A 17,494-nucleotide genomic window follows, 5' to 3' on the forward strand; every position below is an offset into this window, starting at 1 on the left:
GGCTCGGGCGGCGCGGCCACCAGCGCAACCAGCGGCGGTGCCAGCGGCACCAGCGGCACCGGCACGGCGCTGGCGGCCAACGTGGCCGCACCGGCGGTGAGGGATGCGTCGTCCGGTTCGGCGCTGAGCACCACGGCCACCACCATGGTGCCGCTGTCGACCATCGCCAGGTTTGCCGAATCGTCGGCCGCGACCTCGATCAATCACCAGGACGGCGAACTGGCCACCACCATCGCCTTCAACCTGGCCGAGGGCTACAGCCTGTCCGACGCGGCGGAGCAGATCAAGGCCGCGGAGGCGGACATCGCCATGCCGAACAACGTGCGCGGCAGCTTCCAGGGCTCGGCCAAGGCGGCGCAGGACAGCAACAAGTCGCTGCCGCTGCTGATCCTGGCCGCGATCGTGGTGATCTACATCGTGCTGGGCATCCTGTACGAAAGCCTGGTGCACCCGGTGACGGTGCTGACCACGCTGCCGTCGGCCGGCGTCGGCGCGGTCCTGGCGCTGCTGATCTTCAGGATGGAATTCTCGACCATTTCGCTGATCGGCATCTTCCTGCTGATCGGTATCGTCAAGAAGAACGCCATTCTGATCATCGACTTCGCGCTGGAAGCGGAGCGCTCGCGCGGGCTGTCGCCGATGGAGGCGGTGCGCGAAGCCTGCCTGCTGCGCTTCCGCCCGATCCTGATGACCACCCTGGCCGCCGCGCTGGGCGCGCTGCCGCTGGCCATCGGCTTCGGCGAAGGCTCGGAGCTGCGCCAGCCGCTGGGCGTGGCCATCATCGGTGGCCTGATCGCCAGCCAGTGTCTGACGCTGCTCACCACGCCCGTGGTCTACATCCTGATGGACAAGCTGCGCCGCCGCGGCCCGTCCGAACACCAATTAAGCCGCATTCATAGCGACGAATCGCCAATTACACCATGAGCAAACACGCACCAACCCTACGTTTCCCCCTGATCGCGCTGGCCGCGGCGCTGCTGGCCTCCGGCTGCTCGGTCTCGCCGACCTACAAGGTGCCGGAGACGGCGCAGCCGGCCGCGTTCAAGGAAACGCCGAGCGACGCCGACAAGGCCGCCGCCGGCTGGACCGCCGCCGCCCCGGCCGACACGCTGGAACGCGGCCCGTGGTGGGAGCTGTTCGGCGATCCCGTGCTGAACCAGATGGCGCAGAGCATAGAGGTCAGCAACCAGAACGTGGCCGCCGCCATCGCCGCGTATCAGCAGGCGCGCGCGCTGGTGGCCGAGCAGCGCGCCACGCTGTTCCCCACCGTGGACCTGAACGGCAGCGCCACCCGCTCCGGTGGCGGCGGCAATACGCCGACGGCCAACCAGTATCGCGTCAACATCGGCGGCAGCTGGGAGCCGGACATCTGGGGCAGGCTGCGCGCCGGCGTCACCGGCGCCAACGCCAGCCTGCAGGCCAGCGCCGCCGACCTGGCCGCCGCGCGCCTGTCGGCGCAGGGCGAACTGGCCTCCAACTACTTCTCGCTGCGTCAGACCGACGCCGAAAAGGCGCTGCTGGACGCCACCGTGCAAGGCTACGAGCGCGTGCTGCAGATCACCCAAAACCGCTTCGACGCCGGCATCGCCGCCAAGTCCGACGTGCTGCAGGCGCAGACGCAGCTGGCCAGCGCGCGCATCGACCAGATTTCGCTGGTGCGCCAGCGCGCCGCGCTGGAACATGCGATCGCGGTCTTGCTGGGCAAACCGGCCAGCGATTTTTCGCTGCCTGCCGCGCCGTGGCAGGTCAACGTGCCGGACGTGCCGGCCGGCGTGCCATCGACGCTGCTGCAGCGCCGTCCCGACATCGCCGCCGCCGAGCGCCGCGTGGCGGCCGCCAATGAGCAGATCGGCATCGCCCGCAGCGCGTATTTCCCGAGCCTGAATTTGTCCGGCTCCTACGGTTACGGCGCCACTTCCACCGGCGGCTTGTTCAACGCGTCCAACAACTTGTGGTCGCTGGGCCTGACGGCTGCGCAGACGCTGTTCGACGCCGGCGCCATCAAGGCGCGCGTGGCCAGCGCCGAGGCGGGACGCGATCAGGCCATCGCCAGCTATCGCCAGACGGTGCTGACCGCGTTCGCCGATGTCGAGAACCAGCTGGCCGCCACGCGCACCCTGGCGCAGCAGCAGGAGCTGCGCAAGACCGCGTCCGAGGCGGCCGACCAGGTCGAGGTGCAGATGGTAAACCGCTACCGTGCCGGCCAGGTCAGCTACAGCGACGTGGTGACCGCGCAGCAGACCGCGCTGACCGCGCGCCGTTCGCTGGTGCAGGCCCAGGCCGACCGCCAGACCACCGCCATCGCCCTGATCCAGTCGCTGGGCGGCGGCTGGCATACGTCGACCGACTAGCGGTTTCCCTCGGGCGTTGCGGTATAATCATCTGACAAGATGTATTTAATAACACGCCACGATGATCAGGACCAGCGCCATTGCCCAATCCACCGCCGACACGCCGTTGCCCATCGTTGGCATCGGCGCCTCGGCCGGCGGGCTGGATCCGATCTGTGAGTTCCTGGTCAGCGTGGCGCCGGACAGCGGCCTGGCCTACGTGGTGGTGCAGCACCTGGACCCGCTGCATAAATGCCTGCTCCCCGAGCTGTTGCAGCGCATGACCAGCATGAAGGTGGCGGAGATCGAGGACGGCATGATGGTGCTGGCCGACCATGTGTACGTGATTCCGCCGAATCAGGACCTGGACCTGGTGCAGCGCCGTTTCTGCCTGCGCGCGGTGACCGCGCGGCGTGGCCAGCACCGGCCGATCGACGCGTTTTTCAAGGCGCTGGCGGAGCACAACCGCGATACGGCGGTCGGCGTGCTGTTGTCCGGCATGGGGGCCGACGGCACCGCCGGCCTGAAGGCGATCCGCGAAGGCGGCGGATTGACGCTGGCGCAGCAACCGTCGACGGCGCGTTTCGACGCCATGCCGTCCAGCGCGATTCACGCGCGCGTGGTGGACCTGATCGAACAGCCGGCGCAGATGGCGGCGCGCATCCGCGACTGGTGGAGCACCCAGGAGTCCGGCCTGCCGGAGCACGCCGTGGCCCAGCGCGAGGGCCTGCAGCAGCTGTTTCACCTGCTGCTCAAGCAGACCGGCGCCAACTTCTCCGACTATAAACTGAGCACGGTGCTGCGCCGCATCGACCGCCGCATGAAGCTGCGCCAGTGCGGCGAGCTGGCCGCATACGTGGCCTTCATGCGTGACAACCCGGCCGAGGTGGAGCTGCTGTTCAAGGAACTGCTGATCGGCGTCACCAACTTCTTCCGCGACGCCCGGCTGTGGGAGTACCTGATGCAGACCGCGCTGCCGCAGCTGATGGCCGAGCATCCGGACGGCGCCGCGTTCAAGGCCTGGGTGGCCGCCTGCTCGACCGGCGAGGAAGCCTACACGCTGGCGATCGCTTTCAACGAAGTGCTGGAGCGGCTGCGGCCCGAGGCCCGCTACACGCTGCAGATCTTCGCCACCGACCTCGATGACGACGCGGTCGACCAGGCGCGCCAGGGCCTGTTCGGCGCCGACATCGCGTCCGACCTGCCGGCCGACCTGCTGCAGCGCTACTTCATGCCGGCCGAGAAGGGCTACCGGGTCCGCAAGGATGTGCGCAACATGATCATCTTCGCGCGCCAGAACGTGATCTCGGATCCGCCGTTCACCAAGCTGGATATCCTGTCGTGCCGCAATCTGCTGATCTACTTCACCGCCAAGCTGCAGGAGCAACTGATCCCGCTGTTCCATTATGCGCTGAAGACCGGCGGCCTGCTGATGCTGGGCAGCGCCGACACCCCGGGCCACTTCAATGAACTGTTCACGCCCATGCCCGGCGCGGGGCGTATCTACCGGCGGCTGGATGCCTCCATCCACCGCGTGGCCAATTACTTTCCGACCCGCGTCAGCGGGCTTTCGGCTCCCATCGTCAGCGAACCTAGCAACTCATCCATGAACGGCAACTTACAAACCCTGGTCGAGCAGCAGCTGCTCAAGAAGCATGTGCCGGCCGCCGTGCTGCTGAACGCGCACGGCGACATCCTGTACATCCACGGCCGCACCGGCGCTTACCTGGAGCCGGCGGCGGGCAAGGCCAACTGGAATATCCACGCCATGGCGCGCGAAAGCCTGCGTCACGAGATGGCCGAGCTGCTCAAGCGGGCGACCCAGGAGCACGGCATGATTTCCGCCAGCGGCCTGCTGCAGCGCGACGAATCGGGCAAGCCGGCGCGGGCGCTCGACCTGACGGCCGAGGCGATGCCCGACAACGGGCCACTGCACGGCACCGTGATGCTGACCTTCGCCAGTCAGCCGCTGCCGCCGGAGCGGCGCCGCACGCGCTCCAGCAACCCGTACGTGCTGGAACTGGAACAGCAGCTGGCGCAGGCGCGGCTGGAAATCCAGGCGGTGCGCGACGAGATGCAGGCCTCGCGCGAGGAACTGAAGTCGGCCAACGAGGAACTGCAGTCCACCAACGAGGAGCTGCAGTCCACCAACGAGGAACTGACCACATCCAAGGAGGAAATGCAGTCGCTGAACGAGGAACTGTACACCGTCAACGCCGAACTGCAGTCCAAGGTCGATGACCTGTCGCTGGTGAACGGCGACATGAAGAATCTGCTCAACAGCACCGACGTCGCCACCATCTTCCTCGACAGCGAGCTGCGCATCCGCCGCTTCACCGACCAGACCACGCAGATCTACAAGCTGATCCCCAGCGACGTCAACCGCCCGCTCAGCGACATCGTCAACGACCTGCTGTACCACGACCTGGAACAGGATGCGCAGAACGTGCTGCGCACGCTGGCGTTCTGCGAAAGGCAGATCGAGACGCGCGGCGGCGGCTGGTACACCATGCGCATCCGGCCCTACCGCACGGTGGACAATGTGATCGATGGCGTGGTGGTCACCTTCATCAACATCACTGAACTGAAGCAGATGGAGGCGCGGCTGCGCGCGCTGCTGAACGAGAAAGAGACTGGTCGCGCATGAAAAAGCCGCCGCGTTCCGACTTCGATGCAGATCAGCTGCGGGTGGTGGCGGAACAGACGGCGGCATCGCTGCAGCCGCCGGCGCATGCCGACAGCGACCAGCTGCGCCAGTGGCACGAGTTGCAGGTCAGCCAGATCGAGCTCGATATGCAGCAGCAGGCGCTGGCGCAGCTGCAGCGCGAGCGCGACGCCGCCGAGGAGATGCGCGAGCGTTACGCGCTGCTGTACGATCAGGCGCCGGCGGGCTACCTGTCGGTGAACGCGGACGGCGCGATCATCCGCGCCAACCTGGCGGCGTCCGAGCTGCTGCACTGCCGTCGCACGGCGCTGATCGGCAAACGTTTCGAGCAGTTCGTGGCGCCGCAGGCACAGGCCGGCCTGCGCCGCTTCCTGGAGCGGCTGTTCGCCGGCGGCGCGCGTGAAGTGATGGAGGCGCCGCTGTTCGATGCCGGCAGCGCCGACGGCACGTCGGCCTCGCGCCGGGTGCGCATCGAAGCCAATTTCGACGCCGGCGCCGGCAAGTGCCGCATGATCCTGACCGACATTGGCAGTCCGGGGCTGCGCGAGAGCGAGCGCCAGCGCGCGCTGCAGGTGCTGGACAGCCTGCGCGAGGGCGTGCTGGTGTGCGATGCCCGCCAGCAGATCGTGTCGGTCAATGCCGCCTTCACCGAGATCACCGGCTATCCGGTGGAGGAGGCGCTGGGCCGCAACCCGCGCTTCCTCGGCCGCCAGCAGGCGCACGCGCCCGGCTACCACGCGGAAGCCATGCACCAGCTGCGCGCCGCCGGCAAATGGCAAGGCGATGTCTATAACCGTCGTCGCGACGGTACGCCCTACACGGCGCACTTCTCGATGACCGTAATGCGCGGCGAGGATGGCGCGATCAGTCATTTCATCGGCGTGTTTTCCGACGTCACGGCGCAGCGCCAGGCCGAGGCCGAGCTGCGCCAGCTGTCGCGCGAGCTCGATGCGCGCGTGGCGCAGCGCACCGCCGAACTGACCACCTCGCGCGCGCAGCTGGAGCGGCTGGCCGCCCACCTGGAGCACGTCAAGGAACAGGAGCGCCAGCGCCTGGCGCGCGACCTGCACGATGAGCTGGGACAGAATCTGCTGGCGCTGCGCATCGACCTGTCGATGCTGAGCGGCCGCACGGGCGCGCGGCATCCGCGCCTGCACCAGCGCGTGAACGCGGCGCTGGAGAATGTCGACCTGAGCATCCGTAGCGTGCGCGGCATCATGAACGAGTTGCGGCCGGCGGTGCTGGACCTGGGCCTGCAGGCGGCGTTCGAATGGCAGGTGGACGAGTTCCGCAAGCGCAGCGGCCTGGATTGCGAGCTGACGCTGCCGGACGAAGCGGCGCTGGCGTCGGTGCCGGCCGCGATCTCGCTGGCGCTGTTCCGCAGCCTGCAGGAGGCACTCAGCAATGTGCGTCGCCACGCGCAGGCCAGCCGGGTCGAGGTGGGGTTGGCGCTGGAACCGGGCCGGCTGTGGCTCAGCGTCAGCGACGACGGCGTCGGCCTCGGACCGGCGCCGCGCGGCGCGTCCGATTCGTTTGGCCTGATCGGCATGGCGCAGCGGGTGGCGGCACTGGGCGGGCACCTCGACATCGGCAGCCCGGCCGGCCGCGGCGGCTGTAGGCTGACCCTGAGCTTCGATCTATAATACGGGCGCTGAATTCATCAGAGGCCCCTTATCTTGTTAAAATACCTAGTTCTTCCCGCCGCAGTGCTGTGCGCCACCAGCGCATCCGCCGACGAAGGCCAATGGCAGCCGTACCAGCTGCCGCAATTGAAATCCGAACTGAAACGCATCGGCATCGCCATCCCGGCGGAGAAGCTGGCCGATTTGTCGAAGCATCCGATGAGCGCCATCGTGTCGCTGGGCGGCTGCTCGGCGTCGTTCGTGTCGGACGCCGGTCTGGTGGTCACCAACCACCATTGCGCATATGGCGCCATCCAGCGCAACTCGACCACGGAGCACAATTACATCGCCAACGGCTTCCTGGCCAAGACCCGCGCCGAGGAGCTGCCTGGCGGTCCGAACACGCTGGTGTACGTGACCGACAAGGTGGAAAACGTCACCGGCCGCGTGCTGAAGGACATCACGCCGGCCATGAGCGGCAGGCAGCGCAGCGAGACGGTGGAAAAGAACATCAAGGCCCTGATCGCCGAATGCGAAAGCGACAAGTTCTACCGCTGTTCGGTGCCGGCCTTCCATCGCGGGCTGGAATACTACCGCATCCGCCAGATGATGATACGCGACGTGCGCCTGGTGTACGCGCCGGCCAATGCGATCGGCGACTTCGGCGGCGATATCGACAACTACGAATGGCCGCGCCATGTCGGCGATTACTCGTTCCTGCGCGCCTATGTCGGCAAGGATGGCCGTCCGGCCGAGCCGTCGCCGGACAACGTGCCTTACCATTCGAAAGACTTCCTGGTGGTGTCGGCCGAAGGCTTGAAGAACGGCGACCCGGTACTGCTGGCCGGCTACCCCGGCCGCACCAGCCGTTACAAGCTGCCGTCCGAAATCCGCTACGCGCGCGACGCGGCTTATCCGGCCAAGGCGGCTGAGATCCAGTCCGACCTGGACGTGATCGCCGCCGCCACCAAGGGCAGCGAAGCCGATGCGGTGCGCTACGCCAGCGTGGTCAAGGGCCTCAACAACGTGATGAAGAAAACGCGCGGCCTGATGGACGGCTTCGCGCGCAAGGATATCGCCGCCATCAAGGATGTGCAGGACGCCGAGTTCCGCGCCTGGTACGGCAAGCAGGCCGGCGCCGACAGCAATCTGCTGCCGGAACTGGACAAGCTGATCGCCGCCGACATCGGCCTCAGCGACGAGGAATTCGGCCACAGCGTGGCCACCACCAGCGATCTGCTGAAATCGGCCAGCACCCTTTACCGCCTGGCGCAGGAAAGCGCCAAGCCGGACGCCGAGCGCGAAACCGGCTACCAGCAGCGTGACCTGAGCTTCATCAAGGCGCGTCTGAACCGCCTCGAACAGTCGTATGTGGCCGGCGTCGATCAGGCCCGCTTCAGCGCGGCGCTGCAGCGTTATGCGCAGCTGCCCAGGTCCATGCACGTGACCGGCCTGGATGCGCTGCTGCCATCGGTGGACGCGGTGCCGGCGCTGTACACGCAATCGCAGCTGGGCGACACCGCCACCCGCCTGTCGTGGGTGGGCAAGGATGCCGGCGCCATCGCCACCTCGAACGATGCCTTCCTCAAACTGGCGGTGCGCATCGACGGCGTGACGCGGTCGCTGAAGGAGCGCCGCAAGGAACTGGACGGCAATCTGGAACGCGCGATTCCGCAATACATGGCGGCCGTGATCGCGTGGAAGAAGTCGCAGGGCAAGCCGGTCTATCCTGACGCGAATTCGACCCTGCGCGTGACCTACGGCACCGTGTCGCCGTACTCGCCGAAGGACGGCATCACCAAGGGACCGTTCACCACCATCGAGGGCATCGTCGAGAAAAACACCGGCAAGGAGCCGTTCAACGCGCCGGAGCGTCTGCTGAACGCCATCAAGGCCAAACAGTACGGCAAGTTCAAGGATCCGGTGCTGGGCACCGTGCCGGTCGATTTCCTGACCAGCGCCGATACCACCGGCGGCAACTCGGGGTCGGCGGTGATGAACAGGAACGGTGAGCTGATTGGCCTGAACTTCGATTCGACTTACGAGTCCATCACCAAGGACTGGTACTTCGACCGCGACATCACCCGCGCCATCCATCTGGATATCCGGTATATGCTGTGGGTGATGTCGGAGGTGGATCATGCCGACAACCTGCTCACAGAAATGACCGTCAAGTATCCGAAGAAGTGATGAACGCACTGCAGCTCTTTATGGGGTACGCCAACATGCCGTTGCAACTGGCAGGCTTCCCCACGACCCCGCTGGAGCTGCTGTCGTTCCTGCTGTCGGTGGCGACGGTGTGGCTGAACATTCGTCAGAGCCACTGGGGCTGGCTGTTCGCCATCATTTCCTCGGCCACCTACGGGCTGGTGTTCTATGGTTCGCGGCTGTATGGCGACATGGGGCTGCAGCTGGTGTTCATTACGGTGTCGTTCTTCGGCTGGTATCAGTGGCTGCGTGGCGACGACAGCCACCATCAGCTGCCGGTGACGACGCTGACGTCGCGCGGGCGCTGGCTGATGGCCGTGGCCTGGCTGATCGGTTTCGCGTTGCTGGCCTGGTTCCTGAAATCCTGTACCGATACCGATGTGCCCAACTCGGACGGCTTCCTGACGGCCGGCTCTCTGGTCGGCCAGCTGCTACTGTCGCGTAAGAAGATCGAGAACTGGCACGTGTGGATCATCGTCGATGTGCTGTATGTGGCCCTGTACCTGCACAAGCATCTGGTGCTGACGGCGGTGCTGTACGCGGTGTTCGTCGGCATGGCGGTGATCGGCCTGCGCGCCTGGAGCGGGGACGCTCACACGGGCGGCCGCCGGCTGGCACTGGAATGACGCCGCCGCTGCGCGTCGCCATCCTCGGCGCCGAATCGTCCGGCAAATCGACCCTGGCGCAGGCACTGGCCGAGCGCCACGGCACCTTGTGGGTGCCCGAGTATCTGCGCGAATTCGTCGACACGCGGCAGCGGGTGCCGGTGTCGGACGATCAGTTCTTCATCGCTTCCATGCAGGTGCGGCGCGAAGATGCCGCCGCCGCGCTGGCGCGCGGCTATCTGTTCTGCGACACCACGCCGTTGATGACGGCGGTCTACAGCAATCATTACTTCGGCGGCATGGACCGCGAACTGGCCGCGCTGACGGCCATGCGGCGCTACGACATGACCATCGTCACCGCGCCGGACAGCCCGTGGGTTGCGGATGGCCTGATGCGCGATTCGGACCAGGTACGCCAGTCCATTCACCGACAACTGCTGGACGAACTGCGTGCACGGCAGATAGCGTGGCTGGAGGTCGGCGGCAGCCTGGAACAGCGGCTGGCGCGCGTGGAAGCGCACCTGCCGCCGCTGCGCGCTTAAAGGTCGAACTGCGCCGACACGCGGAAGGTGCGCGGCGCGCCCGGCATCAGGTAGCCGCCCAGTTCCGGCGTCACGTCGCGCCAGTAGAACTTGTCGAACGCGTTGTCGATGCCGGCGCGGAAGGTGGTGCCGACATTGCCGATGCGCGTCGCATACGAACCGCTCAGGTTCACCACGTGATAGGACGGTACGAACACCGTGTTGGCCGCATCGAACGCCTTCTTGCCCGAATATTGCCAGTTGGCGCCGACCTTCAGGCCCGGCACTTGCGGCACCGCGTAATCCGCATACACCGATGACTTGAACGCCGCGACGTCGGTCACGCGCTTGCCGTCGAGGTCCGCCTGGCCGGTGCCGCTCTGTTTCGTATTCAGCGCGGTGGCCGAGACGCCCACCGTCAGGTCGCGCGTGGCGCGGCCGTTCAGCGAGACTTCCAGGCCGCGATTTTCCGCCTCACCGTTGCGCACGTAGTAGTTGCTGATGGTGTCGGTGTATTCCAGCCCTTTGCGGATCTGGAACAGCGACACGGCGGCGCTCAGGTCAGGGCGGATGTCGGCTTTGATGCCCAGCTCCACCTGCTTCGACTTGCCCGGCTCCAGCGCGCGGTGCTGATTTTCGGTGCCGATCGGCGCCACGCCGCCGTGCTCCAGCCCCTGCGCGTAGGACACGTAGGTCGCCACGTTCGGACGCACGTTGTACACCAGCGCCGCATTCGGCAGCCAGAAGCCGATGTCGGTGTGCGCGTAGGGCAGCAGGTTGCCGTCGTCGTCCGTGCCGACGTATTCGTCGCGCTTCAGCTTGACGTAGCGCGCGCCGGCGTGCAGTTTGAGTTGCGCGGTCAGGCTGACGATGTCCTGCGCGAACACGGCGCGCTCGTTGTCGCGGCGGCGTTCCGAGGTCGGGCCGCTGTCGCCGGGCGCCGGCGCCACCGCCACCGGATGGTAGATATTGCTGACGCCCGAGTAGTCGTACAGGTAATCGCCCCATTTTTCGCTGTTCTTGAACAGCGAGATGCCACCGCTGACCTCATGCCGGATCGCGCCGGTGGCGAATTTGCCCTGCACCAGCGCCTGCACCGTCAGCGGCGATTTCTTCTCGCCGCGGCTGATGTAGTTGTAGACGTCGTAGTCGCCATTGCCACAATAGCCGGGGTACAGTTCCTGCGCCGTGCATCCGTACGGGAAGGCGGTGTAGTCGTCGCGCTTGAACTGGTGCTGGTTGGCGCTGATGCTGGCCTGCCAGTCCGGCGTGAATTTGTACTCGAAGCGGGCGCCGATATTGGTGCTGGTGGTTTCCACCGGACGGCTCCACGGCTGGTCGTTCAGCAGCGTGTCCGGATCGACGCGCGGCAGGGTGACGCCGTTCAGCAACTGGTAACCGGGCGCGGTGACCTGCGCCTTGCGCTGGTAATCGCCATCGATCTGCAGCAGGGCCTGCGGCGAGATGCGCCAGTCGAAGGCGGCCGAGATGAAGCGGCGGTTGCCGTCGGCGCCGTCGATGTAGGAGCGCAGGCGCTCGGCGGCGGCGTTGATGCGGTAGCCGAAACGCGTGTCCTCGAAGCGGCCGCCCAGGTCGACCGCGCCGTACAGCGTGCCGCGCTCGCGCGTTTCCAGCACCACGGTGCGCAGCGGCGTGTCGGTCGGTCGCTTGGTGACGAAGTTGACGATGCCGCCCGGCGCCGACACGCCGGCCTGCAGGCCGGACAAGCCTTTCAGCACTTCCAGCCGTTCCTTGTTCTCCAGCGGGATCTGGGTGTCGCCGGTGATGCTCATGCCGTCCTTGCGGTAGCTCGATTCGTTATCGAGCTTGAAGCCGCGGATCGAGAACTGCTCGGCGTAGCCGACCGCGTTGTAGGCGTCGCTCAGGCTGGCGTCGAATTTGGCGGCGTCGGTGACGGAGCGGATTTGCAGGTCCAGCATCTGCTGGGCGCTCAGCACGCTGACCGAGGCCGGGGTTTCCAGCAGCGGCGTGTCGGCGAAGCCGGCGACCGAAGCGGTGGGGCGCGTCTTGACGCCGTTGACGACGACTTCGGGCAAGGATTGATCGGCGGCGGCTTCCGCGCGCGCGGCGCCGCTGACCAGCTGTAAAACCGCCAATGCGATGGCGGACACTGCAAAGTTTGGTGTGGACATATCTGCTCTCTACATGTTCGGCTGGATGCCGGCGAAGAGAGCCATCAAAGGAGGGAGTTCCGACTTTTGCGCTTTCCTTCGCTGGCATTATCCAGATCAGGTACGAAGGGTATCTCTCACCCGGAAGCAGCACTCCCAGGACCCCTAGCGAATCAGCAGTGTAACACAGATGTCATCGACGGCTTACAAAGCCTGCTCCAATATGGTGCGGCTGAGTTCCGCCGTGACGTCGCGGTGCTCGCCCAGCTGCACCAGCTGGTGCTTGATCAGCGCCTCGACCACGGCATCGACCGCGCCACGGTCCAGGCCATAGCCGGACAGGGTGGTCTTCACGCCCATCTGTTCGAAGAAAGCCTGCATGCGGGCGATGGCGGCTTCGATGCGGCTGTCCTCGTCGCCGTCGCGCAGGTTCCATACGCGCTCGGCGAACTGCAGCAGCTTGGCGCGCTTGCTGTCCTTGCGCACGCGCAGCATCGACGGCAACACCACCGCCAGCGTCTGCGCGTGATCGAGGTTGTACAGTGCGGTCAGTTCGTGGCCGACCATGTGGGTGGCCCAATCCTGTGGCACGCCGACGCCGATCAGGCCATTCAGCGCCAGGGTGGCGCTCCACATGACGTTGGCGCGCACGGCGTAATTGTCCGGTTGGGCCAGCGCTTTCGGGCCTTCTTCGATCAGCGTCAGCAGCAGCCCCTCGGCAAAGCGGTCCTGCAGCGGCGCGTCGGCCGGGTAGGTCATGTATTGCTCCATCACGTGGACGAAAGCGTCCACCACGCCATTGCCGACCTGGCGCGCCGGCAGTGTGTAGGTCACGGCGGGGTCGAGGATGGAGAATTTGGGATATACCAGGCGGCTGGCGAAGGCCAGCTTGTCCTGGGTGGCGCTGCGCGTGATGACCGAGGCGCTGTTCATTTCCGAGCCGGTGGCCGGCAGCGTCAGCACGCTGCCGAAGGGCAGGGCGGCTTTTACCAGCTTGCCGCCTTTTTCCAGGATTTGCCACGGATCGCCATCCTCGAACACGGCCGCCGCGGCGATGAATTTGGTGCCGTCGATGACCGAGCCGCCGCCCACCGCCAGCAGGAAATCGACGTTTTCCTGCTTGATCAGCGCGACCGCGCGCATCAGGGTCTCGTAGCTGGGATTCGGTTCGATGCCGCCGAATTCCCGCACGGTGTGGCCGCTCAGCGCCTGTTTGACCTGGTCGTACACGCCGTTCTGCTTGATGCTGCCGCCGCCGTACAGCATCAGCACGCGCGCCTGCGCCGGCACGACTTTCGCCAGCTGGGCGATCTGGCCCTGGCCAAACAGGATGTGGGTGGGATTGTAGAAATCGAAGTTGTGCACGCGTGGCTCCAGATGGCTGCGGATGAGAGACCGCCACTATAGCCGAACGGCGCCGATCGCGTTGGCGTGCGCCGCGTTTTGCCCGCCGCCGCTACACTCCCGAATTGCGCCGCCGGGCGCATATGAAAGGGTGTGCATGAAGCAGTCGTATCAAGAGGGCAGCTGGTTTGCCGTGCCGCTGCTGGATGGCGGTTATGGCTGGGGTCTGGTCGCGCGCCTGTCACCGGGCAGCAAGATCATGCTGACCTATCTGTTCGGTCCCAAGCTGAACCGGTTGCCGTCGCTGGAAGAGTTGAACACCTTGCGGCCGCAGGATGCGGTCAAGGTGCTGCGCTGCGGCGACATGGCGCTGGCCAGCGGCCACTGGCGCGTGCTGGGCGACATCGAAGACTGGCAGCCGGCGCAATGGCCGGTGCCGCAGTTCCTGCGCCGTGCCGATGCGCTCAAGCGCGCCTGGCGCGTGACGTATTCCGACGCTGATCCGAGCCGCTCCGAGCGCGAGGAGTCGGTCCCGTACGAAACCCAGGGCCTGGAGGCCGATTCGCTGTATGGCTATGGTTCGACCGAGCTATTGCTGACCAAGCTGCTGGAGCCGCCCGAGCACCCGATCAATCGCGGCAGCTGACGTTCCAGGCCGCGTACTCGCCGCGGCTCTTGCGCACCGCGACCTTGACGGTGGTATCGCGGTCGCTGTCGAACACCATGCCGACCATGGCCGGCGCGCCGTTGGCTGGCGGTGCCGGCTCGATGGCGCTGAGCCGGAAGTTGAGCGCGCGCTGGCGCGCACATTGCGAGTTCCCGGCAAACAGCAGGCGCGCGCGCCGCAGCAGCTCGTTCTGCTGGCGCAGCAGGGCGGTGACGTCGTCCGGATGCACGGCGGGGTCCATGCGCACGGTGCGCTGGGCGGCGGTGCAGATCACCCTGGGCGTGGCCAGCCAGACGTACCATCCCGGCGCGGCGGCCGAGGGCGTCCAGCGCTGCTCCCTGGCGTCGTAGATATAGCTGGTGCGGATCTGGCGGCACAGTTCCACCGTGTGGTGGCGCGGCGCCGAATCCACGCGCGCGATCACCTGCCACGGCTGGCCGGGACGGCGCTGGATGTCGAAGGCCGGGGCGAACAGCGAGGGACCGCCACTGAGCCTGGGCGGCACCTGCTGGCGATAATATTCCTCGAATGATGCGCGTTCCCCGGCGCTGGGCTCGCGCTGTTGCGGGGCGGTCGTCGTCGCCGCGATGGCGCCGCCCGCCGGCTGGACCGCGCACAGCGCCGCCAGCGCGGCGGCCCGAATCAAGCGCTGCGCCATCACAGCGCCTTCATGGTGATCTGGATCAGCAGGCCGCCGCCGTCGCGGTTGCGCACCTGCAGTTCGGCGCCGTGGCGCTGAACCACGCGTTCGACGATCGCCAGGCCCAGGCCCGCGCCATTGGCCTGGCTGCGCGCCACATCCAGTCGCGTGAAGGGCTTGAGCAGTTGTTCGATCTGGTCCGGCGGTACGCCGACGCCATGGTCCTGCACTTCGATCACCACCCGCTTGGCCGCGTGCATGCCCTTGACGCTGCACTTGATGTCGATCTCGGTGACGTCGCTGTCCGGCGTCTTGCCATAGCGGCGCGCGTTCTCGATCAGATTGTTGATGACGCGCTTGATGTCGGTGGCGTTGCCCATGGCCTGGGCGCCGTCGGCGATGTCGGTGTGGATGCGCACGTCCGGCAGGCGCGCCGCCTCGTGCGCGGTGTCGCGCAGCAGTTCACTGAGGTCGACGTTGATGAAGCTGGACGCCTCGGTCGGCTTGGCGTAATCGAGGAACTGGCCGATGATGGCGTCCATCTGGTGGATGTCCGAATGGATGCCTTCGCGCGCCTCGTCCGACAGGTTGGCCATTTCCACCTCCAGCTGCATGCGCGCCAGCGGCGTGCGCAGGTCGTGCGAGATGCCGGCCATGATCACGGCGCGGTCGGATTCGACCTGCTGCAGCTCGTCCACCATCTGGTTGAAGCTGCGGTTGGCCTCGATGATTTCGATCGGTCCTTTTTCCGGCAGCGGTTCCGGGCGTTTGCCCTGGGCGAAGTCGCGCGTGGCCTTGGTCAGCATGCGCAGCGGACGGTTGACCAGGCTGGAAATCACGGCCGCGCCCAGCAGCGAGAGGATCGACACCACGCTGGCCCAGCCCAGCCACTGGATGCCGGTCAGGCCGCGGATGCGTTCACGCTCCAGCATCAGCCAGTACTGGTCGTCGTCGATGTTGAAGCTGACCCAGAAGCCGGCCACGCCGTTGACCTTGGACGAGAAGCGCGTGTCGGCGCCCAGCTTGGCGCGCACCAGCTTTTCGATGTCGGGCATCAGCGCGTTGTCGGCCGGCGGCTCGACCTTGTCGTCTTCCTCCAGCGGGAACACGCGGATGCCCTCGTTGGACACCAGGTCGAACAACAACTCGCGCCGCAGCTCGGGCGCCGAGTGGGTGAGGGCGGCGTGGGTGATGGTGACCACCGAGATCACCTGGGCCGATAGCTGCTGCACCTGCGGCTCGTGCTGCACCACGCTGATCATGCCGACCCAGGCGGTCATGCTGGTGGTGGTCAGTGCGCCCAGCAGGAAGAAGGTGCGCCAGAATAAGCCGCTTTTCAGGCTGGCCAGGCTCAGGGAAAACGGCAACTTCATACGCATACGCGTCGATTAACGCGGCTGGCCCTCCGGGATGAACACATAGCCCAGGCCCCACACGGTCTGGATGTACAGCGGGCTGGAAGGATCCGGCTCGATCAGCTTGCGCAGGCGCGAGATCTGCACGTCCAGGCTGCGGTCGAACACCTCGTATTCGCGGCCGCGCGCCAGTTCCATCAGCTTTTCGCGCGAAAGCGGCTGGCGCGCGTGGCGCGCGAACACTTTCAGCACCGAGAATTCGCCGGTGGTCAGCGGCACCGTCTCGCCGTTTTTCTTCAGCGTGCGCGTGCCCAGGTCCAGCACGAACTGGCCGAACTCGAAGGTCTGCGGGGTTTCCGACGGCGCGCCGGGGATTTCGTCCGGGCCGCGGCGGCGCAGCACCGCGCCGATGCGGGCCACCAGCTCGCGCGGGTTGAAGGGCTTGGGCAGGTAGTCGTCGGCGCCCATTTCCAGGCCGACGATGCGGTCCACGTCCTCGCCCTTGGCGGTCAGCATGATGATCGGGGTCTGGTCGCCGGCGCCGCGCAGGCGGCGGCAGATCGACAGGCCGTCCTCGCCGGGCAGCATCAGGTCCAGCACCAGCAGGTCGTAGCGCTCGCGCAGCCACAGCTTGTTCATGGCGGTGGCGTTTTCCGCCGTGAAGACGTTGTAACCCTGTTCGGTCAGGTAACGGCGCAGCAGGTCGCGCAGGCGGACGTCGTCGTCCACCACCATAATCTTCGCGGCGTGGCCCTGGTTGCTGGAAGTGTTGTTGGATTCGGTCGTTGTGCTTGTCATATCGCTGCCAGAATTGTCATATTCATGTTGCTATGGTAACGTCATAATCGTCTCGCGAAAACGCACACGGGAGACCCATTACAAAGTGTTACAAACTTTACCCAAATCGCCTTACCCCCTCAGGCAAAGCATCATACACTGCGGGCATAGATTCAGCTTTTTAGGAACGCCATGTTCATCGACCACAAAAAAATATTCGCGGCTGCCAGCGCTTCTTTTTGCGTGCGATCGATGCTGGCTTGCGCGTTGCTGGCGGTGGGAGTGATGGGCGGCGCCGTGGCGCGCGCCGACGGCGGCGACGGGCCGCAGCGTCGCGATCCGCCGCAGCATCAGCAGGGCGGCCGCGGCGAGCCGCGTCAGCAGGGGCAGGGACAGGCCGACCCGCGCCAGTTCGATACCCGCAATTACGAGGCGCGTGCCGAGGAGCAGCGCCGCGCCATGCAGGAAGCCGCGCGCAACGCGGAGATGAACCGCCGCGCCGGCCGCATGACGCCCGATGAACGCCGCGATCTGCGCCGCCAGATCAACGAAGTCGGACAAGACCTGTACGCCAATCCGCCGCGCCGTTAATAAAACGCTACAATTATTATTTGAGTATTATTGATCT

General features: G+C 66.2%; 14 protein-coding genes and 1 riboswitch. Of the genes, 9 read left to right on the plus strand and 5 right to left on the minus strand.

The window, feature by feature from the left end:
* The 7 genes from E4L98_RS18110 to E4L98_RS18140 all read left to right on the plus strand — a co-directional run.
* On the plus strand, positions 1-924 hold a 924-nt coding region (locus tag E4L98_RS18110), incomplete at its 5' end, for an efflux RND transporter permease subunit (RefSeq protein WP_205746769.1).
* A complete protein-coding gene (locus E4L98_RS18115) occupies positions 921-2,351 on the plus strand; it encodes an efflux transporter outer membrane subunit (protein WP_135202950.1) in 1,431 nt (476 codons plus the stop codon). The genes E4L98_RS18110 and E4L98_RS18115, both read left to right, overlap by 4 nt.
* A gap of 61 nt (positions 2,352-2,412) precedes the next feature.
* Complete coding sequence (locus tag E4L98_RS18120; RefSeq protein ID WP_135202951.1) at positions 2,413-4,977, plus strand: chemotaxis protein CheB; 2,565 nt, start codon at positions 2,413-2,415, stop codon at positions 4,975-4,977.
* Positions 4,974-6,638: a PAS domain-containing sensor histidine kinase gene (locus E4L98_RS18125; protein WP_135202952.1), complete on the plus strand. Its 1,665-nt coding sequence runs from the start codon at positions 4,974-4,976 to the stop codon at positions 6,636-6,638. The genes E4L98_RS18120 and E4L98_RS18125 overlap by 4 nt, the downstream gene beginning before the upstream one ends.
* A 33-nt stretch (positions 6,639-6,671) precedes the next feature.
* Positions 6,672-8,807, plus strand: a complete 2,136-nt coding sequence (locus E4L98_RS18130) for a S46 family peptidase (protein ID WP_135202953.1) — start codon at positions 6,672-6,674, stop codon at positions 8,805-8,807.
* A 20-nt stretch (positions 8,808-8,827) separates the two neighbouring features.
* On the plus strand, positions 8,828-9,451 hold the full coding sequence (gene pnuC / locus E4L98_RS18135; protein WP_229257445.1) for a nicotinamide riboside transporter PnuC: 624 nt from the start codon (positions 8,828-8,830) through the stop codon (positions 9,449-9,451).
* A complete protein-coding gene (locus tag E4L98_RS18140; protein ID WP_135202954.1) occupies positions 9,448-9,972 on the plus strand; it encodes an AAA family ATPase in 525 nt (174 codons plus the stop codon). Before pnuC ends, E4L98_RS18140 begins: the two co-directional genes overlap by 4 nt.
* Here the strand turns inward: E4L98_RS18140 and E4L98_RS18145 are convergent.
* Positions 9,969-12,104: a TonB-dependent siderophore receptor gene (locus tag E4L98_RS18145; protein ID WP_135202955.1), complete on the minus strand. Its 2,136-nt coding sequence runs from the start codon at positions 12,102-12,104 to the stop codon at positions 9,969-9,971. The genes E4L98_RS18140 and E4L98_RS18145 overlap by 4 nt on opposite strands.
* Before the next feature lie 56 nt (positions 12,105-12,160).
* Positions 12,161-12,260: riboswitch (TPP riboswitch) on the minus strand.
* A 27-nt stretch (positions 12,261-12,287) separates the two neighbouring features.
* The gene (locus E4L98_RS18150) at positions 12,288-13,448 is read right to left on the minus strand and encodes an iron-containing alcohol dehydrogenase (RefSeq protein WP_135202956.1); all 1,161 of its coding nucleotides are present in this window, start codon (positions 13,446-13,448) and stop codon (positions 12,288-12,290) included.
* 136 nt (positions 13,449-13,584) lie between these two features.
* On the opposite strand from E4L98_RS18150, the gene E4L98_RS18155 reads away from it, so the two are divergent.
* On the plus strand, positions 13,585-14,073 hold the full coding sequence (locus E4L98_RS18155) for an Imm26 family immunity protein (RefSeq protein ID WP_135202957.1): 489 nt from the start codon (positions 13,585-13,587) through the stop codon (positions 14,071-14,073).
* On the opposite strand, the gene E4L98_RS18160 is transcribed toward E4L98_RS18155, so the two are convergent.
* The 3 genes from E4L98_RS18160 to ompR are packed head-to-tail and all read right to left on the minus strand — an operon-like array spanning position 14,057 to position 16,887.
* Positions 14,057-14,752 carry a hypothetical protein gene (locus E4L98_RS18160; protein ID WP_229257446.1) on the minus strand — a complete coding sequence of 232 codons (696 nt, stop codon included), beginning with the start codon at positions 14,750-14,752 and terminating at the stop codon, positions 14,057-14,059. The genes E4L98_RS18155 and E4L98_RS18160 overlap by 17 nt on opposite strands.
* Positions 14,752-16,113, minus strand: a complete 1,362-nt coding sequence (locus E4L98_RS18165) for an ATP-binding protein (protein WP_135202958.1) — start codon at positions 16,111-16,113, stop codon at positions 14,752-14,754. The genes E4L98_RS18160 and E4L98_RS18165 overlap by 1 nt, the downstream gene beginning before the upstream one ends.
* A 9-nt stretch (positions 16,114-16,122) precedes the next feature.
* Entirely contained in the window at positions 16,123-16,887 is a 765-nt protein-coding gene (ompR, locus tag E4L98_RS18170; RefSeq protein WP_135202959.1) for an osmolarity response regulator transcription factor OmpR, read from the minus strand.
* A gap of 231 nt (positions 16,888-17,118) precedes the next feature.
* Between ompR and E4L98_RS18175 the strand changes: the two genes are divergently transcribed.
* Complete coding sequence (locus E4L98_RS18175; protein WP_229257447.1) at positions 17,119-17,457, plus strand: hypothetical protein; 339 nt, start codon at positions 17,119-17,121, stop codon at positions 17,455-17,457.
* The last annotated feature ends 37 nt before the right edge of the window (positions 17,458-17,494 follow it).

The organism is Duganella callida (assembly GCF_004614165.1).
GTDB classification, from domain to species: Bacteria; Pseudomonadota; Gammaproteobacteria; order Burkholderiales; family Burkholderiaceae_D; genus Rugamonas; species Rugamonas callida.